The organism is Streptomyces sp. SAI-127 (assembly GCF_029894425.1).
In the GTDB taxonomy this organism is placed as follows: domain Bacteria; phylum Actinomycetota; class Actinomycetes; order Streptomycetales; family Streptomycetaceae; genus Streptomyces.
The window spans coordinates 357,496-376,475 of record NZ_JARXYJ010000001.1 but is presented as its reverse complement, the minus strand read 5'-3'; the positions used below and the strand labels follow the sequence as shown (position 1 = coordinate 376,475).

Sequence of the window (18,980 nt, the reverse complement as noted above, 5' to 3'; positions counted from 1 at the left end):
CGCACACGACGAACGAAAGGGACAGGCATGTCCGCATACACCCGTGCCGAGGCACGTGACTGGGCCCGCGAGAAGCTTGTCGGCGCGGTCAACTGCACCATCCCCTCGTTCACCGGCGACCTGCGGGCCGTCAACGAACGAGCCGTCCGCCATGACATCCGCCTCGCCAAGGAACATGGCTTCATCGGCACCCTCGGTGTCTCCGAGATCAGCATCACCCTCGACGAGTACCTGGAGTTCCTCCGCATCTCCAAGGACGAGGCCGGCGACGACTTCTACGTCGTCCACCACGCGAGCTGGAACGACCTCGAGCAGAACCTCGAAGCGGTCCGTGGTGCCGAAGCGGCGGGAGCGGACATGGTGCTGCTGGCCTACCCGCCCAACTTCTACCCGGAGTCCGAGCAGGAGATCTACGACTACACCAAGGCGGTCTGCGAGGCCACGAGCCTTGGGATCATCCTGTTCCCGATGACCATCTGGAACTTCGGCGCTCGCATCCACCCCTCCGATCTCCCGACCCGGCTGATCCGCCGTCTGATCGACGACATCCCCAACATCGCGGTCATCAAGGCCGAAGGCGGATACCCCAACATCCAGAGCGCCGTCGAGTGCAACCGGCTCTTCGGCGACGAGGTGGTCATATCGGTGCCGATCGAGGGCGATCTGATCCCTCTGTCTCAGGTGATGCCCATTCAGTTGTCGGCGACCAGCGACCACGAGTACTTCGGCCCCATGATCCCGCGCGTCATGCAACTGCTGCGCGACGGGAAGCATGACGAGGCGACGGCGATCTACTGGCAGCTGCACCCCGCCCGCAAGACCAAGGCCGCACTGTTCGGGACCCTGCACGGTGGGTCGGTCCTCAACCGCCAGGCCTGGAAGTTCCAGGGCTGGCTGCAGGGGTACAACGGCGGACCGCTCCGCCAGCCGACGATGCGCCTCCAGGACAGCCAGATGGCCGCCCTGCGCAAGGGACTCCTGGACGCCGGCCTGGAGCCGAGCATGGATCCCATCCGTGAGTTCTTCACTGGACGCAACCGGGCCTGAGCTTGATCGTCAACTGCGCCGGGGCACCTGACCTGCTGATCTTGTCGTCCTAGTGAGACAGCAGCACGGCCGTTCTTCACCCTTCGACATATCGAACAACGTCGCGTGGAGGACGGCCGCTCTGCGGAGTCTGGCTTGCGCGGGTCCCGTTGACGCCGCGCTGAGCGGTCGTTGCCGACGACGGAGTGCGCCGCCAGCGCCGCTTCCTCCTCCGGCCGTGGTCACGGCAGCGGACTCGGCCGCGGAGACTGCCAGGGCCTCGACCAGATCCTCCCGCGCGATCACCCGCCGGTCCAGATCGATCTCCGCGGCCTCCAACATTCCCAGCACCGACGCCACCGCGCACCCCTCGACCATGAAGCGGACACTGGACGTCGCGATGCCTCCCTCAACCCGAGCGAAACCATGCCTGCCCGGCAGGAATCAAGGGATCACGTGCGGTTGACATGCGGCTTCTCAGCTCAGCGGAGGCAGGCGTCCTATTCGCCCGCTGTGCGGCTGCGGGTCGGACACCGGCTGACGGTGACTGAAGTTCACGCCTGATCTTGGACAGCGGATGCGTCAGCGGCCGGCTGCTCGACTCCGCGGACCGGCTGCTCGCACCCGCCGCCAGTCCGTGCAGGGTATGCCCCGGCAGATCCTCAACTCCGCTGCTGTCGTTCGTCCATGCCCGCCATGAGGGCCTGGTGGCTGCGGCTGACGTGCTCGCGCATCACGCGTTCCGCGCCGTCGCCGTCCTTGGCGAGGATGAGGTCGAGGACGCGGTGGTGCTCGTGGTCGGACTCGCTCAGTCGGCCGGGCTGGGCGAGCGAGGTGCGGACCAGGCGCTCGTAGGCCAGCTGGTTCATGAGCGTGCGGTAATGCGCCTCCAGTTTCGAGTTGTCCGCGCCAGTGACGATCAGGTCGTGGAACTCGTGGACCAGTTGCGCGTACCGCTCGGCGTCGCCCGCGCGGACGGCCTCGTCGGCCTCCCGCATGTTCTCCTCGATGCGGGCCACTTCGGGGACGTTGCCGCGGAAGGCCAGCAGCCGGGCGGCGGCGCCCTCCAGCAGTTCCTTCATCTGGAACAGCTCGGTGATCTCGCGCCGCGACGGCACGGCGACGAACGTGCCCACCCGCGGGCGGACTTCCACGAGACCCTCGATCTGCAACTGTTTGAGTGCCTCGCGGATGGGGGTGCGGCTGACGCCGAACGTCTCCGACAGTGCCATCTCGGACAGGCTGGAACGTGGCGGCAGCTCCCCGCTGATGATCATCTGGCGCAGCTCTTCGGCGACCCTGGCCTGCATGCTGGTCTGCTGCAGCGGTTTCCGTGCCCGTCCACTGGGTTGTTGCATGGTACGTGAACGTAGTGTGGGGAGGCGCGCGGCGTCAACCTTCCTCGGCCCTGCCTTCTGCCATGCAAGGCGGCTCATGACCGCAGGACGAAGGGATCACCCACAGGTTCCTCGCTCGTGTTGACCCACACGCTCTTCAGCCGGGTGTACTCCCGGATGACCTCCGTGCCGTGTTCGACGCCCGTGCCGCTGCTCCTGAAGCCCGAGCGCGGTGACATCGGCGACATCGACCGGTACGTGTTGGCCCAGACGGTGCCCGCCTCCAGGCGCGCCGCCATGCGGTGGACGCGGTTGACGTCCCGGGTCCACACGCCCGCGGCCAGACCGTAGACCGAGTCGTTCGCTATGGCGAGGGCCTCTTCCTCGGACGCGAACGGCATGACCGTGGCGACCGGACCGAAGATCTCCTCCTGGCAGATGCGCATCGAGTTGTCCGTGCCGGTGAAGACCGTGGGGGAGTAGAACCAGCCGCCGAGACCGGTCACGGGCCGCGCTCCACCGCAGACCACCTTGCCGCCCTCCGACAGACCCAGCTCGACGTACGACTCGACCTTCGCCAGTTGGTCGGCCAGGGCCAGCGGGCCCAGCTCGGTCGTGTCCTCCAGGGGGTCGCCGATGCGGATACTGGCGGCTCGCGCCGTCACCCGCTCCAGGATCTCGTCGTAGACGTCCCGGTGCACGAGCACGCGGCTGCCCGCCACGCACGTCTGGCCGGCGGCGGCGAAGATGCCGGCGACCACACCCATGGCCGCGGAGGGGAGATCGGCGTCCGGGAAGACGATGTTCGGCGACTTGCCGCCGAGTTCGAGAGTGCAGCGTACGAAGCGGTCCGCGCAGGTTCGGGCGATACGGCGGCCGGTCTCGGTGGAGCCGGTGAAGGTCACCTTGGCCACGTCGGGGTGCTCGGTGAGCGGGGCGCCCGCCGTGGCGCCGTATCCGGTGACCACGTTGACGACGCCCGGCGGGAAGCCGGCCTGCTCGAAGAGCGGGGCGAGGGCCAGCAGGGAAGCAGAGGTGTGTTCGGACGGCTTGACGACCACGGTGTTGCCGGCGGCGAGTGCGGGGGCGAGTTTCGTGGCGGTCAGCAGGAGAGGGGAGTTCCAGGGGGTGATCGCGCCGACCACGCCCACCGGTTCGCGCAGGGTGTAGTTGAGCAGGTCGCGGCTCGCGCCCGGGATGACCTCGCCGTGGATCTTGTCGGCGAGTCCGGCGTAGTAGTGGAAGTACTCGGGGAGACCCGCGAGTTGGGCGCGCATCTCGCGCAGCAGCTTGCCGTTGTCGAGGGTCTCGGTGCGGGCCAGCTCCGCCGCGTTTTCGCCGATGAGTTCGGCGAGGTTGCGAAGAAGGCGGCCTCGCCCGGTCTGGCTGAGGTCGCGCCAGCGGGGGTCCTCGAAGGCGGTTCGGGCGGCCTTGACGGCGCGGTCGATGTCCTCGGCGGTTCCGTCGGCCGCCTCGTACCAGGGCCGGCCGGTGGTCGGGTTGACGCTCTCGAAGTACTCGCCGGAGGCGGGGGCTGTCCATTCGCCGGCGATGTAGTGCTGGTGGCGAGGGAGTGGGGTCATGCGGGCTGCTCCTCGGCTGCGGGTTGTGTGTGGTTGCTCGCGGCCACGCGGCGGAGCCGCATGCCGACGCGGCCCCGCCCCTAGTGGGGCGCTGCCATCCCCTCCGTGTGGTGAAGGATCGCCTCGATGAGGTCCTTCGGGCGTTCCAGCGGGAGCAGGTGACGTGTTCCGGGCACGATCATCGCGCGGGCACCGGGGATCCTGTCGGCGAGCAGTCGGGACATCGCCGGGGTCGAGCCGGGGTCGTCCGCGCCTGTCACAGCGAGGGTCGGTGCCGTGATGTCGGGCAGGCGGGGCCACAGCGCCGCGTCCGCGGTGGCGAACACGTCGTAGCAGGCCAGGTACGACGTGTGGTCGTTCTTCAGCAGGGTGGTGAGGACCGACCGGGCCAGCTCGGGCTCCCTGGTCCGCCACGCCGGCGAGAACCAGCGCTCCACCGCCGCGAGCGCCGACGCCTCGAAATCCGTCACGGCCCGTTCCCGGCGCCGTGCCACGGCCGTCCGCTCCTCCCGCGATCGTCCGGCGACGGAGCTGACCAGGGTGACTGAGGCTGTCAACTCGGGCCTCACAGCGGCCAGTTGCTGCGCGATCAGGGCGCCGAGAGAGAAGCCCACGAGGTGCGCGGGGCCGTCCAGCAGTGCCGCCACGTCAGCCGCCAGCTCCGGCAGGGACACCCCGGGAGCCGCCGGCGGAGACGTGCCGTGTCCGCGCAGGTCGATCATCTTCACGCGGTGCCGTTCGGCCAGTGCGGGCAGGCAGCGTTCCCACATCGACCGGTCGAGCCCTACACCGTGCAGCAGCACGAGGTCGGGACCGGTGCCGTGCACCTCGTGGCTCAGCGCCACCGACGGGCCCACCGTGGTCATCGTTCCGTCGACAGCGGCGCCAGCCGGGCCTGCGGCCGCCCCTGCGCCGCGGCCGCCAGGCCGATGACGATCTCGTCCGCGCGCGGGCCGTCCGGCACGCGGACCTCGATCGTCTGGTGATGCGAGCGGATCGTGGCGTCCGTGATGTGCTTCAGCGGGATGTCGAAGACCGTTCCGGCCGCCGCCCGCTTCTCCACGGCCGGCAGCAATGTCGTCGCCTGAGCCGCCTTGCGGAAGTGGTCGCCGAACTTCAGCGTGTGGATCAGCGCCGAGCCGTGCTCGATCTCCCCGTCCAGTCCGACGATCGCCGCCTTCCCGTACGCCTCCACCGGCACCCCGAGCGCCTCCACCACCCGTGGGGCCAGCAACTCGCCGAGTTTCGGGGCGACTTCGTCGATGCCGGGCATGAGGTCGGTGACGAAGCCCTGTCCCGCCCATGGGTTCTCGATCACGGCGAGCACCACCGCGGTACGGGCGGGCGGGTCGACGTTGCGGCCGCCCTCGGTGTGGATGTCCTCGGTGAAGGTGATGATCTTGCGGACGTTCATCGGGCGGTCTCCAGCTTCTCCAGGTCGGCGAGACGGACGGCGGGATCCGTACGACGGTCGCCGATACGGGCATTGGGGCGCGGGCCGGACGCGGCGGCGGCGACCACGACGAGTTCGTCGGGCCGGGGAGCGTCCGGGACGCGGATCTGGACGGTCTGGTAGTGCGAGCGGGTCGCGGCGGCCGTCTTGTGCCACAGCGGGACGGTGAGCGGCTCACCGGCCGGCAGCCTGTCGTCGCTGAAGACGATGATCGACGTGCCCCCGGTCAACTCCCGCAGGACGTTGCCGAAGTACGGCGTGTGGATCAGCGCGCCGCCGTGCTCGATCTCTCCGTCCAGGCCCACGACCGCCGCTTTGCCGAAGGCTTCGACGCGGTCGGCTCCGCCCAGCGCGTCGATCAGCTTCCCGGTCAGCAACTGCGCCAGCTCCGGTGCCACCTCCTCGACCGCGGGCTGCAGGTCGGCCACGAAACCGCGCCCCGCCCAGGGGTTGCGGAGCACCGCGGCCACCGCGACCCGCCGTACCGGAGTCGCCACCGGGCGGCCGAGTTCCAGCAGCACCTCCTCCACGACGGTCACGACCTTCCGGACGCCCGTGCTCATACGGCGAACTCCGGCATGACCTTCTCCGCGAACAGCTCCAGGCTGCGCATCGCCTTGCGGTGCTCGAGCCCCGGGTGCGTGGTCCACAGCAGGAGGTGCTCGAGGCCGACCTCGTCGCGCAGCTCCGCCACCTTCTCGGCGACGTACTCGGGCGTGCCGACCAGCAGGTTTCTGTCCTGGAGGAAGTCGAAGGACAGCTCGTGCGCGTCGGTGAGCTCCTCGCCGGCCTCCATGAGATTGCTCAGCCCGCGCCAGTGCATGATCCAGCGGTAGGTCGTCATCAGCGCCTCCTCGAAGTCGGCGCGTGCCTGCTCCATGGTGTCGGCGACGTAGACGTCCCGTACCAGGCCGATGCCCTCGCCGAGGGCGTACTCCCGGCCCGAGGCCTCGCTCGCCGTGGCGCGGTACAGCTCGAAGCGGTCCTTGAGGGCCGACACCGGTGGGAGCCAGAACATGCCCTGCACGCCGTCGGCAGCCGCTGCCTGGATGGAGCGGGGGCTGTCGATGACCTGCCACAGGGGCGGGTGCGGACGCTGCAGGGGGAAGGGAGTGACCTGCATCTTCGTGATGGCGCCGGCGGTCGTGTAGTCGTCCGTCGCCGGGGAGAGCGGGTGGTTCCACTTCACGCCGGGGGCCGGGAACTCGTAGAAGCGGCCCTTGTGGGAGAAGAACTCGCCGCTCCACGCCTTGCGCAGGATCTCGACCGTCTCGTCGTACAGAGCCCGGTTCTGCTCCTGGTCGCGCGGGTCGGCCAGGGCATTGAGGTTGAGTGCCTCGCGGCCGTACAGACCACGGCCGAGGCCGACCTCGACACGGCCGCCGGAGAGCTGGTCGAGCATCGCGATGTCCTCGGCCAGCCGCAGTGGATGCCAGAAGGTGGCGATGGAGGCCGCCTGGCCGATGCGGATACGTGACGTACGGGCCGCGATGTCGGCGCCCATCAGGACCGGGTTCGGCGTGATCTCGATCGCCTCGTGCCCGAAGTGGTGCTCGGTGTACCAGGTGGACCAGAAACCGGCCTGTTCCGCGGCGACTGCGAACTCCCGGGCCTCGTCCATCACTTGGGCGTACTCGCCGAGCCGCCCGGGGGCTCCGAGGTTGTGGAATATCGAGAATCGCATCCCGTGACCTTCCCTCTCTCGCTGTGCCATGGCAGTGAGGCTAGGAGTCCGGAATCAGTGCCGTCAAGGGTTAACTACTCAGAAACAAGTCTGACCTGTGCGTTTGATCGCCACTGAAGCAATCACCAGGCTTTTCCGGATGAGGTGTTGACACCGAACCATCCCCTCCCTACGGTCCTCTGCCATACAAGAGCTGACTGAGGGACCCACCATGACCCACACTCTTGACCGCCCCGCCGCCGCCGATCGCAGCTCCCGTGTCCGCTCCGCTTGGCGCGCCGCCTGGGACCAGGGACACCTCGACGCCCTGGATGAGCTGCTCAGCCCCTCCTACGTCCGCCGCCGCGGGCCCGCGTCCGTCACACAGGACCGGGACCAGCTCAAGGACTCCATCCGCGCCGTCCGTGAGGCGTTCCCCGACCTGCGGACCGAGATCGAGGACATCGTCGAGGACGGCGACCGGCTGGCGATCCGCTGGCGCAGCGCCGGCCGGCACACCGGGGACTTCCTCGGTGTGCCGCCCACCGGGAAACCGGTCGAGGTGTCCGGCGCGACCTTCGCCCGCTTCGAGGGGCCCTCGGTCGCCGAGGAGTGGGTGACCTTTGACTCCCGGCAGCTCCTGGAGGCGCTCGGGATCATTTCCACCGTCCAGCGGGCCGCCGTCGACGCCGACCTGGTGCGCGGGGTGCACCGCAAGTTCATCACCGGCGTCACCGTGGTGACCACGGACGACGACGGCACGCCCCGCGGCCTCGCGGTCAACGCCTTCTCCAGCATCTCGCTCGACCCGCCAATGGTCCTGGTCTGCGTGCAGCACAGCTCCAGCACCCATCCCGCACTGCACCGGTCGAGCCATCTCGGCATCAGCATCCTGGCCGCCGACCAGCTCGACGTGGCGAAGACCTTCGCCTCCAAGGGCGACGACAAGTTCGCCCGTATCTCCTGGACCCCCGGTGACTTCGGCGCCCCGCTGATCGACGGCTCCTGCGCCCAGCTGGAGGTCGAGATCGGACAGCGGCTCGAGGCCGGCAGCCACACCGTGTTCACCGGCCGGGTGGTCTCCGCCCGGCACGACGACCTCGCCCCGCTGGTCTACAGCGGCGGCGGTTTCTTCGACATCTCGCACACGGCGCCGTTGCCGTGGTGACCCCGACCCACCCGAGCAGGAGCACCACATGACAGACGGAACACCGGCGCCGGTCTACGGCAGCGCGGTCACCAAGATCGAGCCCTTCGGCATCGACCACATCCCCGACAACGAACGGCACGGCAAGCCCAGCTCGCAGTTCTTCGTCTGGTTCGCGGCCGGTCTCAACTTCCCGATCATCCTGCTCGGCTTCAGTGCGGCCTGGTTCGGGCTGAGCTTCGGCGCCGCCGTCACAGCCATCGTCGTCGGGGCGGCGCTCGGCTCGCTGCTGATGGCCGTCATGTCCCGGATGGGTGTACGGCTCGGCGTGGCGCAGCAGGTCCAGGCGCGCGGCCCGCTCGGATTCTTCGGCAACTTCCTGCCCGTGGCATACATCAACGTGTTCGCCGGGATCGGCTGGGCGGCGGTCACCGTCATCCTGGGCGGCAAGGCGTTCGCCGAGCTGACACATCTGCCGTTCTGGCTGTGTGGCGCGGTGCTCACGGCGGTCGAGCTGGTGGTGTCGATCTACGGCTACAACATGATCAACTACCTCCAGAGGGCGCTGACCTTCGTCCTCACCCCGCTCTTCCTCCTCATCACCGTGGTCGCGGTCGTGCGCGGCGGAAGCCTCTTCCACGCCGACCCGAAGGCGTCCGGCTACATCGGTTCCGCCGGCGGCTGGGTCACCTTCGGAGGCTGGTTCCTGTCCTTCCTGGTGGCCTGGGCGCCGTTCGCCTCGGACTATTCCCGCTATCTGCCGGACACCCCCGAGGTCGTCACCCGCACCGCCTGGTACACCGGCCTCGGCAACTTCGTCACCATCTGCTGGCTGGGCATCCTGGGCGTGGTCGTCGGCGGCAGCGCGACCAGCTCGGACTCGATCACCGCCCTGCACGAACTGGCCGGCCCCTTCGCCGTGCCCGCCCTGCTCGCCGTCGGCCTGTCCGCACTCGCGCAGAACTTCCTCAACGTCTACGGCGGCGCGATCTCCGTCCAGACGCTGAAGATCCCGGTCAGCCGCTCCCAGGCGGTCACCGTCATCTGTCTGCTGGCCTACGCGATCAGCCTGTGGGGTGCGGCGGGCACGGAGGACAAGTTCAAGGTGTTCCTCAACCTGACCGCGTACTTCATCGCCCCCTTCGCGGCCGTGCTGCTCCTCGACTTCTATCTGGGCGGCCGCTCCGACCCGGCCCGCATTTCCGAGCTCTACGACCGCCGCCGGGTGCTGGACTGGGGCTTCGTCTCCTGGGCGGGCGGGGTGGCCGCCTCGGTGCCGTTCTGGCAGTCCAGCTTCTACACCGGCCCGTTCTCGGCCGCGTATCCGGGGGCGGGCGACCTGAGCATGTTCGTCGCGGCCGGAGCGGGCGCGGTGCTGTACCTGCTGACGTACCGGCTGAAGCCGCTGTGGGTGCGGGGCTCCTCCCGAGGTTCGTCCGAGCTGGGCTCCAGCGAACCGACGGCTGTTGTGTCCTGACGGAACCTCAGGGCCGGGTCCGCCTCTTCGGAGGCGGACCCGGCCCTTCGGCTTACGGGGACCTTCCACGGCGGAAATCCGGCCGTAACACCGTAGAGGTCTACTCAGATGCAACATTGATTCACCACAGTGGACACCCTGGGAGGGGCCATGACGACCGACCCGGAAGCGGACGCCCCCGATCTCGCCGAGCTGGTCCGCGCTGACGGCATCGAGTTCGTGCTCGCCGTCTTCGTCGACCTCACCGGCAAGCCGTGCGCCAAGCTCGTCCCAGCCCAAGCTGTTGAGGAACTCCGGGACGCGGGCGTCGGTTTCGCCGGGTACGCGGCCGGCGCGCTCGGCCAGCAGCCCAGCGACCCCGATGTCATCGCCCGGCCGGACGCGTCCTCGTACACGCCGGTCCCCTTCGTGAAGCCCGGTCTCGCGCTCGTCCACTGCGACCCTTACGTGGAGGGGAAACCCTGGCCGTACGCCCCGCGTGTCATCCTGCGCAGACTGCTGGAGCGGGCCGCCGAGCAGGGGCTGTCCCTCTCCGTGGGCGCGGAGGTCGAGTACTTCCTCGTCAACCGGGACGAGCACGGAGTGCTCAGGGTCGCCGACGTCAGGGACACCGCTGCCCAACCCTGTTACGACGCACGCGGGTTGACCCGGATGTACGACCACCTCACCGCGGTCTCCAGCGCCATGAACTCCCTCGGCTGGGGCAACTACGCCAACGATCACGAAGACGGCAACGGCCAGTTCGAGCAGAACTTCCAGCACGCCGACGCCCTCACCACCGCCGACCGGGTCATCACCATGCGGTACCTGGTGTCGGTACTGGCCGAACAACGCGGCATGACGGCCACGTTCATGCCGAAGCCCTTCACCGACCGCACCGGCACCGGCATGCATATGCACATGTCGCTGTGGCGGGGCGCCCACCCCACCTTCCCCGACGCCACCGACGGACGCGGACTGGGTCTCTCCCCGCTCGCCTACTCCTTCCTTGCCGGGGTCGTCGAGCACGCGCCGGCCCTGCAGGCCGTGATCGCCCCGACGGTCAACTCGTACAAGCGCACCGGCGCGGTCTCCACCCGCTCGGGCGCGACCTGGTCACCGCGCGTGGCGGGCTACGGCGGCAACGACCGCACCCACTTCGTCCGCGTCCCCGACGGCAACCGCATCGAGCTGCGCGGCGGAGACGGCGCCGCCAACCCCTACCTCGCCGCTGCCGCCGCCCTCGCCGCCGGCCTCGACGGCATCGAGCGCGGCCTCGACCCCGGCGAGCCGGGCGCGGGCGGCAAGGGCCCCGAACTCCCGCCGACCCTGCTGCACGCGGTCGAAGCCCTCCAGACGGACGACGTGATCAGCGGTGCCCTGGACGTGGCCGGGAGCGGCGTGAGCCGGTACTTCGCGGACCTCAAGCGCCAGGAGTTCTTCGACTGGCACGCGACGGTCGGCCCCTGGGAGCTCGACCGCTATCTGACCGCCTTCTGATCGCCTCTCGCCTTTTGATCGCCTTCCGCCTTTGACCGCCTTCCGAAGGGACTTGAGATGTGCGGAATCGTGGGGCTCCATCTGCGTGACCCCTCACTCGAACCACGGCTCGGCGACTTGCTGAGCGCGATGCTCGGCCAGGTCGTCGAGCGGGGCCCGGACTCGGCGGGTGTCGCGGTGTACGGCGACCCGCGGCTGTCCCCGCCGGGACAGGCCGTCGTCTCACTGCTGGGCACCTCGAAGACCGAGGTGGAAGCCGCGCTGCCAGGGGTGGTGGCCTTCGACGCCGACGCCACCACCGTGGTGCACGCCGGTGCCGACCAGCTCGCGGCCGCGCTTCCCGAAGCCACTGTGATCGGCTCCGGCGAGGGGTTCGCCGTACTCAAGGGCACCGGGAATCCCGTCGAGTTGGCGGACGCGTTCGGGCTCGCCGGGGTGAGCGGCTGGCAGGGCGTCGGCCATACCCGCATGGCCACCGAGTCGGCGGTCACCCCCGAGGGCGCCCATCCCTTCTCCGTCGGCCCCGGACAGTGCCTGGTGCACAACGGCTCCTTCGCCAACCACGCCACCATTCGCCGCGAACTGCGCGCCCAAGGCGTCGAGTTCGACAGCGAGAACGACTCCGAGGTCGGCGCCCGCTTCGTCGCCCACCAGCTGGAGCAGGGCGCCGACCTGGAGAAGGCGCTGCGGCTGCTGTGCGAGCGGTTCGACGGTTTCTACACGTTGCTGGTATCGACCGGCGACTCCTTCGCGGTCGTCCGCGACGCCATCGCCTGCAAGCCGGCGCTGGTCGCCGAGACCGACGCGTGGGTGGCGATGGCCTCCGAGTACCGGGCGCTGGACGTCCTGCCGGGTATCGAGAACGCCCGGATCTTCGAACCCGAGCCGGAAGAGGTGTACATATGGCGACGCTGATCGACCTGGCCAGGACACCGGTGCGGGAGCTCAACCAGGCCCTGCACGCCCCCGAAGCCGCGTCCTGGCGAGTTCTCAACCCGCGCGGCGCGCACGCCGTGGCCTGCGGGGTCCGGGAGGATCTCGCCGTCGACATCGAAGGTCACGTCGGCTACTACTGCGCCGGCATGAACCAGCGCGCCACGGTGACCGTCCACGGCAACGCCGGCACCGGAGTCGCCGAGAACATGATGTCCGGCACCGTGCGGGTGCGCGGCAACGCGTCCCAGTCGGCCGGGGCCACCGCGCACGGCGGACTGCTCGTCGTCGACGGGGACGCGTCCGCCCGGTGCGGCATCTCCATGAAAGGCGTGGACATCGTCGTCGGCGGAAACGTCGGCCACATGAGCGCATTCATGGGGCAGGCCGGGCGGTTGGTCGTCTGCGGCGACGCCGGGGAAGCCCTCGGGGACTCCCTCTATGAGGCGCGGATCTACGTCCGGGGCGCGGTGAAGTCCCTCGGCGCGGACTGCGTGGAGAAGGAGATGCGGGCGGAACACTTCGTCGAACTGGCCGAGTTGCTCAAGGCGGCCGAGCGGGACGAGGACGCGGCGGATTTCCGACGGTACGGCTCCGCCAGGACGCTATACCACTTCAACGTCGGCAACTCGGCGGCGTATTAGCGGCGGCGTATCAGCCCCGCTGGGAGTCCGTATTCATCCGCCTTCCGTTTCCATCCGCATTCCGCGGGCCGGATGTCGCCGGTCGCGCCCGCGCGGTGAGCCGCACACCCGTACGGCCCCGCGCCCCTCAGGGGGCGCGACACCTCGCCCCATCAGAGGAGTTGACATTGGAACCCGCAGCCCACGGCCTGCGCGAGTCGGCCACCTTCGACCGTGCCACCATCCACGCCATCCAGCGAGCCGCCGAGACCGGCGTCTACGACATCCGTGGCTGGGGCGCCAAGCGGAAGCTTCCGCACTTCGACGACCTGTTGCTGCTCGGCGCCTCCATGTCGCGCTACCCGCTGGAGGGTTACCGCGAGCGCTGTGACACCGACGTCGTCCTCGGCACCCGGCACGCCAAGCACCCCCTGCGCCTCGCCACCCCCGTCACCATCGCCGGCATGAGCTTCGGCGCCCTGTCTGCCCAGGCCAAGGAGGCCCTCGGCCGCGGTGCCAGCGAAGTCGGCACCTCGACGACCACCGGCGACGGCGGGATGACCCCGGAGGAGCGGGGCCACTCCAAGCACCTCGTCCACCAGTACCTGCCGTCCCGCTACGGCATGAACCCCGACGATCTGCGCAAGGCCGACGCCATCGAGGTCGTCCTCGGCCAGGGCGCCAAGCCCGGCGGTGGAGGCATGCTGCTCGGCCAGAAGATCACCGAACGGGTCGCGGGTATGCGGACGCTGCCCGTCGGCATCGACCAGCGCAGCGCCTGCCGCCACCCCGACTGGACCGGCCCGGACGACCTCGCGATCAAGATCCTCGAACTGCGCGAGATCACCGACTGGGAGAAGCCGATCTATGTGAAGGTCGGCGCGACCCGGACGTACTACGACGTCAAGCTCGCCGTCCACGCGGGCGCCGACGTCGTGGTCGTCGACGGAATGCAGGGCGGCACGGCCGCCACCCAGGACGTCTTCATCGAGCACGTCGGCATCCCCACCTTGGCCGCGCTGCCCCAAGCGGTGCGGGCGCTGCAGGAGCTGGGGGTCCACCGCGAGGTCCAGCTCATCGTCTCCGGCGGCATCCGCGGCGGCGCCGACATGGCCAAGGCCCTCGCTCTGGGCGCGGACGCGGTCGCGATCGGGACGGCGGCGCTCATCGCGCTCGGCGACAACCACCCCAAGTACGATGCCGAGTACCGTCGACTGGGCTCCGCCGCAGGCTACTTCGACGACTACCAGGACGGCCGCGACCCGGCCGGCATCTCCACCCAGGACGAGGAACTCGCCGCCCGCCTCGAACCGGTCGAGGCCGGTCGCCGGCTCGCGAACTACCTGCGTGTGATGACCATGGAGGCCCAGACCCTTGCCCGCGCCTGCGGCAAGGCCCACCTCCTGCATCTGGAGCCCGAGGACCTGGTCGCGCTCACGATCGAGTCCGCCGCCATGGCCCGCGTCCCACTCGCGGGAACGAACTGGATCCCCGGGGAGGGTCTGTGATCGCCGTCGTAGGCGCCGGACTGATGGGCGCGGCCACCGCCTGGCAGCTCGCCCGTCGCGGCCACGAGGTCACGCTCGTCGAGGCGTACGACATCGGCCACAGTCACGGCAGTTCGCACGGCAGCTCGAGGATCTTCCGGCGGGCGTACGCCGACCCCTTCTACGTACGGCTGACCGGGCAGGCGCACGAGCAGTGGCGGGAACTGGAGGACGACAGCTCGACTCCCTTGCTGCGCACGACCGGTGGCCTCGACATGGGCGAGGACCGCGACACGGAGGGACTCTCCGCCCTCCTCGACGCGGCCGCGGTGCCCCACGAACTCCTCGGCCCGGAAGCCGCCTCGGAGCGCTGGCCGTACCTCCGCATCACAGGCCCTGTGCTGTACCACCCGGACGCGGGCGTCGTCGACGCCGACCAGACCGTCGCGGCCTGCGTTCGGCGGGCGATCGAGCACGGCGCGGAAGGGATCATCGGCGTGCGCGTCACGGGCATCGACGTCCAGGGCGGCGAGAAGGTGCTCCTGCACACCGACGACGGCCGCGAGATCGTCGCCGACACCGTGGTGATCGCAGTCGGTGCCTGGCTGCCGGCCCTCGAACTGCCCTTTTCCCTACCGCCGTTGGAGGTGACCCAGCAGCAGGTCTTCCACTTCCGGCAGCGGGATCCGTCCGTGCGGTGGCCGACCCTGATCTGGGACGGGGAACTGCATCTCTACGGGCTGCCGTCCGGAAGCGACGGCGGTCCGCTGCCCGCGGTCAAGGTCGCCGAGCACGATCGCGGCACCCCCACCACCGCCCGCACCCGCAGCGGGGTCGTCGACGCGTCGTCGCGCACGCGGGTGAGCGGCTTCGTACGCGACCGCCTCCCGGGCCTCGAACCCGACCCGGTGGCCGAGGCGACCTGCCTCTACACCACCACCCACGACGAGGACTTCGTCCTCGACCGGCACGGCCCGTTCGTCATCGCCTCCCCGTGCTCCGGCCACGGCGCGAAATTCGCCCCGCTCATCGGCGCGATGGCGGCCGACCTCGCCACCGGCCGGGCCGAGCCCCATCCGCGCTTCCGGCTGGACCGCGCGGGCTAGGATGCGCCGGTGACCGAGCACCCCACCCCCGCAGCGGACTCCGCGGACCCCGACGACTCCGACGACAAGGCGCTGGAGCGCATCATCGCGGTCCGCGCCCGCGAATACCGGCAGGCGGCCGGGCTGTCGGTCGGCGACATGGCGCAGCGGGTCGGCATCTCGAAGGCCATGCTGTCGAAGATCGAGAATGCCCAGACCGCGTGCAGTCTCACCACGCTCTCCCGGCTCGCCCGCGGTCTGGACGTGCCCGTCACGGCCCTGTTCCGCGGCATGGACGACGAACGCGAGGCGGTGTTCGTCCCCGCCGGTCACGGCGCCCGGATCGTCCGGCGGGGCACCAGGGTCGGTCACGAGTACGCCCAGCTCGGCTCGCTCCGGGGCGCCCACAAGCGGATGGACGCCCTGCTGGTCACCCTGACCGAGGAGAGCGAGGTCTTCCCGCTCTTCCAGCATGCGGGCACCGAACTCCTGTACATGCTGGAAGGCGTCATGGTCTACGGCCACGGCAAGTCCAGCTACACGTTGCGCCCCGGCGACGCCCTCCAGTTCGACGGCGAGGCCCCGCACGGCCCGGAGACGCTGGTCGAACTCCCCATCCAGTTCCTCACCGTGACGGCCTTCGGGGACAGCCCCCAGCACTGAAGCTCGGCCTTGATCAGCCGCGGAGCAGTCCTGTGACGTCCCTGTCTACTGTTGTGAAACAATGTTTCTCTCGGTTAAACTCCTCTGAAGGAGTCTGCGCACGGAAGGACGACCCGACGGCGGTCATCCCGCTCTCCGTCGTGGATCGCAGCGTCGGCTACTCTCCCGCCACCCCCGCCCACCCACTCACCAGGACGGACAGGTCGACGATGACGGAACACCGAGCCGACACGACAGCGGACCGACCGCTGTCCCTCCACCACCCCGACGACCGTTACGGCGAGGTGCCCGCCGTCCCGCTGCTGCTCACCCGGCCTGCCACTGCCACTGCCCCCGGCTTCCTCGGCACGCCGGCCCTGGGCCGGGACCGCGTCCGCGCACAGGAGGGGGCGGTGACCGTATGACGACCGGCTGGCTTGCCGTCATCGACATGCAGGACGTCTTCGCCGACCCCGCGAGCCCCTGGGCGGCTCCCCGCTACACCGAGGCGGCAGCAGGCGTACGACGCTTGCTGCCGGCCTTCGCCGAGCGTGTCACCTTCACCCGCTTCATCGCCCCCGCGCAGCCCACCGGCGCCTGGCGCGCCTACTACGACCGATGGCCCTTCGCGCTCCAACCGCCCGACGCCCCGCTCTGGCGGCTGACGGACGAGTTCGCGCCCCTCGCGCACGACGTCCTGGACGCGTCCACTCTCGGCAAGTGGACCCCCGAACTCGCCGCCCGAGCCGCACCAGGAGGCCGCCTGGTCCTGGCAGGCGTCAGCACAGACTGCTGCGTACTGTCCACGGCGCTCGCCGCCGCCGACGCCGGAGTGGAGGTGCTGGTCGTCGCCGACGCCTGCGCGGGCGTGGACGACGACTATCACGCCCAGGCCCTGCACGTCATGGACCTGTACCGGCCGCTCGTCCGCGTCACGACCGTCACGGAACTGCTGGGCGGCCCTCTGGCGTGACCCTCGCCCCTGGCCGCCGCCGTCCACCACGCAGCCACCGCCCCCTGGAGTGCCGCGCGCTCCGCGGGCGGGTGGCAGTCGGTGCTCAGGATGCGGCCGCTACAGCGTGGCGCGGAGATCACCTTCGATGTACTGGGCGCGGCCGAGCCGAGGGCCCAGTCGGCGGGGGCGTTCGCAAAGAGGCGCTGCTTGACCTCGGTCGTGCGCCCGGTCTGCGTGAAGATCTGGCAGAGCCGTCGTCACTGCGCTCGAAGCCCAGGCCGGCGTCCTGCGCGATGATCCGGCTCGCCTCATGTTCGGTGACAATTTGGAAGGACCGGCTGGATCCCGTCAGCATGGGCACCGGCCCCGATCTCGACCCCGACCTGCTCGCCGCGTTCCCCGAGGGCTGCCGGCACCTCGCCTACCTCCAGAGCAGGATCGGTTACCCGGTCAAGCCCGACATGCCCGGACTGACCGGACTGGCCGGACCCGAAGTCGAGGCCCTGTACGCCCGAGGGGCGGCCTGGCTCGACGGCTCGGCGTCCCCGCTTCGGTAGTACCGCCTGTTATCGCGACACCGGTGCCGGACCACGAGCAACCTCGTGGCGGCGGACGCGGTACCCGCGGAGTGGCCGACGCCATCGGTGGTTCGGCTACACCCGTCGGGACTGGGAGGGGCACTTCGATGATGCCTGGGCGGCCTTGCTCGCGGGCCGTGTTCTTACGGACTATCCCCTGAGACGGGTGACATCACGCACAAGGCCGCGTCGGTGTCGGCGAGTTCGGACCGCCCCCCCCGGGGTGGCTGCTCTGCGGGTACCCCGGGGGGCGTAGTGGCCCGGCTAAAGGGGCTGATGACCATTCAGTGTTCTTGAAAGGCACGGCTGATGCGGGCGTCCAGAGACACACCAGCGCCCCGCTCGCCCGCGAGACGCGCGCACAGAGCCGCCACGGTCAGATCCTGCAGAGCGGACCCGACCGACTTGTAGAGCACGATGTCATCGGTTCCAGTCCGGCCCGGTGCGCGACCGGAGACCACGTCGGCGAGAGAAACGAGCTTGTCGCTGAACTCCAGGCCCTCGGCCCGTGCGGCGATGAAGTCGCCGGTCTCATGGGCGACTTCGTCGACAAGGTCGCACACCACGACATCCGCGCGGTCGATGGCGACAGGGTCGAGTTCGCGCTGCTCGGGCAGCGTCGACCCGATGGACACGACTGTCGTACCCGGCTTGAGCCAGGTGCCGCGAACGGTGGGCGTCTCGTCCCGGGACCGCGCGGCGCACAGCACCAGATCCACGCCGTCGACCGCGTCCTCCGGCGCCTCGGCGGGGACCACCTCGGCCGCCAGGTCGGTGAACGACCCGGCGAACCGGGCTCGGCTCGCCGGGCTCGGGCTGTAGACCCGTACGGAGGTGAGCTCCCGCGTCGCGGCCAGGGCACGAAGGTGATTCGTCGCCTCGAACCCCGAGCCGATGACGGCGACCGAGAGCGGCCTTTGCGGTGCCAGGAACCGGACGGCGAGGGCCGAGGTCGCCGCGGTACGGAAGCCCGTGATCGACCGGCCGTCCAGCAGGGCGACCAACTCCGTGGTCTCGAGGTCGAACAGCGCCACGAGGTAGGCACCCCTGCGCCTGCCGTTCGACACGGCGATGAGCTTGGCTCCCATCACGCCGCTGCTCGGCAGTATCCCGCTGAGGGTGCGCATCCACTCCGCCTCGCCCCTGGCCATCGTCCGCGGGGGAAAGTGCGCTTCGGAGACCGGAGCGGCGTAGGCCTCGTGCAGAGCCTTCAGCGCGGACTCCCAGTCGAGCAGGGAACGGACGTCGTCGTCGGTGAGATACACGGCCATGGGGAAGCTCCTTGCGGGTGAGCCGGGCGACCGGAGGAGAGGGGGGCGCGACAGGCCGGAATACGCCATCTCCTCGCGTCCATGGGCTCGTTGACGGCCGGGCCGAGCAGATCGCGGGGGATCCGGTGGGGCACGAGTCGGGCGACCGGCCCACTCCCTCCGATGCGGTACGTATCGTTTCGATTCGTGCTCACATTAAGTGGCGGCCGCACTGTCCGCAATCCTGTGCGCGCCTTTCGGT

19 protein-coding genes are annotated in these 18,980 nt (G+C 69.8%); 12 read left to right on the top strand and 7 right to left on the bottom strand.

Annotated elements, in window-relative coordinates; translation table 11 throughout:
- Positions 1 to 27 precede the first annotated feature (27 nt).
- Positions 28 to 1,047: a dihydrodipicolinate synthase family protein gene (locus tag M2157_RS01900; protein WP_280864178.1), complete on the top strand. Its 1,020-nt coding sequence runs from the start codon at positions 28 to 30 to the stop codon at positions 1,045 to 1,047.
- A gap of 641 nt (positions 1,048 to 1,688) precedes the next feature.
- Here M2157_RS01900 and M2157_RS01895 read toward each other — a convergent pair.
- The 6 genes from M2157_RS01895 to M2157_RS01870 all read right to left on the bottom strand — a co-directional run bounded on the left by M2157_RS01895 (position 1,689) and on the right by M2157_RS01870 (position 7,083).
- Positions 1,689 to 2,384 carry a GntR family transcriptional regulator gene (locus M2157_RS01895; protein WP_280864177.1) on the bottom strand — a complete coding sequence of 232 codons (696 nt, stop codon included), beginning with the start codon at positions 2,382 to 2,384 and terminating at the stop codon, positions 1,689 to 1,691.
- 74 nt (positions 2,385 to 2,458) lie between these two features.
- Complete coding sequence (locus M2157_RS01890) at positions 2,459 to 3,946, bottom strand: aldehyde dehydrogenase (RefSeq protein ID WP_280864176.1); 1,488 nt, start codon at positions 3,944 to 3,946, stop codon at positions 2,459 to 2,461.
- An 80-nt stretch (positions 3,947 to 4,026) separates the two neighbouring features.
- A complete protein-coding gene (locus M2157_RS01885) occupies positions 4,027 to 4,812 on the bottom strand; it encodes an alpha/beta fold hydrolase (protein ID WP_280864175.1) in 786 nt (261 codons plus the stop codon).
- Positions 4,809 to 5,360, bottom strand: coding sequence for an amino acid synthesis family protein (locus tag M2157_RS01880; protein WP_280864174.1), 552 nt, complete (start codon positions 5,358 to 5,360; stop codon positions 4,809 to 4,811). The genes M2157_RS01885 and M2157_RS01880 overlap by 4 nt, the downstream gene beginning before the upstream one ends.
- Complete coding sequence (locus tag M2157_RS01875; protein ID WP_280864173.1) at positions 5,357 to 5,962, bottom strand: amino acid synthesis family protein; 606 nt, start codon at positions 5,960 to 5,962, stop codon at positions 5,357 to 5,359. Before M2157_RS01875 ends, M2157_RS01880 begins: the two co-directional genes overlap by 4 nt.
- Positions 5,959 to 7,083, bottom strand: a complete 1,125-nt coding sequence (locus tag M2157_RS01870) for an LLM class flavin-dependent oxidoreductase (RefSeq protein WP_280860028.1) — start codon at positions 7,081 to 7,083, stop codon at positions 5,959 to 5,961. Before M2157_RS01870 ends, M2157_RS01875 begins: the two co-directional genes overlap by 4 nt.
- Positions 7,084 to 7,294: 211 nt before the next feature.
- Between M2157_RS01870 and M2157_RS01865 the strand changes: the two genes are divergently transcribed.
- The 11 genes from M2157_RS01865 to M2157_RS01815 all read left to right on the top strand — a co-directional run bounded on the left by M2157_RS01865 (position 7,295) and on the right by M2157_RS01815 (position 17,447).
- Complete coding sequence (locus M2157_RS01865) at positions 7,295 to 8,230, top strand: flavin reductase (protein ID WP_280864172.1); 936 nt, start codon at positions 7,295 to 7,297, stop codon at positions 8,228 to 8,230.
- Positions 8,231 to 8,258: 28 nt separating this feature from the next.
- Positions 8,259 to 9,686: a cytosine permease gene (locus M2157_RS01860; protein ID WP_280864171.1), complete on the top strand. Its 1,428-nt coding sequence runs from the start codon at positions 8,259 to 8,261 to the stop codon at positions 9,684 to 9,686.
- Positions 9,687 to 9,836: 150 nt separating this feature from the next.
- The gene (gene glnT, locus M2157_RS01855) at positions 9,837 to 11,165 is read left to right on the top strand and encodes a type III glutamate--ammonia ligase (protein ID WP_280864170.1); all 1,329 of its coding nucleotides are present in this window, start codon (positions 9,837 to 9,839) and stop codon (positions 11,163 to 11,165) included.
- 57 nt (positions 11,166 to 11,222) lie between these two features.
- Positions 11,223 to 12,080, top strand: coding sequence for a glutamine amidotransferase family protein (locus M2157_RS01850; RefSeq protein WP_280864169.1), 858 nt, complete (start codon positions 11,223 to 11,225; stop codon positions 12,078 to 12,080).
- Positions 12,068 to 12,742 (top strand): glutamate synthase, encoded by a 675-nt coding sequence (locus tag M2157_RS01845; RefSeq protein ID WP_280864168.1) that lies wholly within the window; start codon positions 12,068 to 12,070, stop codon positions 12,740 to 12,742. The genes M2157_RS01850 and M2157_RS01845 overlap by 13 nt, the downstream gene beginning before the upstream one ends.
- Positions 12,743 to 12,909: 167 nt before the next feature.
- Complete coding sequence (locus M2157_RS01840) at positions 12,910 to 14,229, top strand: FMN-binding glutamate synthase family protein (protein WP_280864167.1); 1,320 nt, start codon at positions 12,910 to 12,912, stop codon at positions 14,227 to 14,229.
- On the top strand, positions 14,226 to 15,314 hold the full coding sequence (locus M2157_RS01835; protein ID WP_280864166.1) for an FAD-dependent oxidoreductase: 1,089 nt from the start codon (positions 14,226 to 14,228) through the stop codon (positions 15,312 to 15,314). The genes M2157_RS01840 and M2157_RS01835 overlap by 4 nt, the downstream gene beginning before the upstream one ends.
- 9 nt (positions 15,315 to 15,323) lie before the next feature.
- Complete coding sequence (locus M2157_RS01830; RefSeq protein WP_280864165.1) at positions 15,324 to 15,956, top strand: XRE family transcriptional regulator; 633 nt, start codon at positions 15,324 to 15,326, stop codon at positions 15,954 to 15,956.
- Between the two features lie 209 nt (positions 15,957 to 16,165).
- On the top strand, positions 16,166 to 16,360 hold the full coding sequence (locus M2157_RS01825) for a hypothetical protein (protein ID WP_280860019.1): 195 nt from the start codon (positions 16,166 to 16,168) through the stop codon (positions 16,358 to 16,360).
- Positions 16,357 to 16,908: a cysteine hydrolase gene (locus M2157_RS01820; protein WP_280860018.1), complete on the top strand. Its 552-nt coding sequence runs from the start codon at positions 16,357 to 16,359 to the stop codon at positions 16,906 to 16,908. The genes M2157_RS01825 and M2157_RS01820 overlap by 4 nt, the downstream gene beginning before the upstream one ends.
- 299 nt (positions 16,909 to 17,207) lie before the next feature.
- Positions 17,208 to 17,447: a hypothetical protein gene (locus M2157_RS01815; protein ID WP_280864164.1), complete on the top strand. Its 240-nt coding sequence runs from the start codon at positions 17,208 to 17,210 to the stop codon at positions 17,445 to 17,447.
- Between the two features lie 305 nt (positions 17,448 to 17,752).
- Here the strand turns inward: M2157_RS01815 and M2157_RS01810 are convergent, their stop codons facing one another.
- Positions 17,753 to 18,739 (bottom strand): ornithine cyclodeaminase family protein, encoded by a 987-nt coding sequence (locus M2157_RS01810; protein WP_280864163.1) that lies wholly within the window; start codon positions 18,737 to 18,739, stop codon positions 17,753 to 17,755.
- Between the last annotated feature and the right edge of the window lie 241 nt (positions 18,740 to 18,980).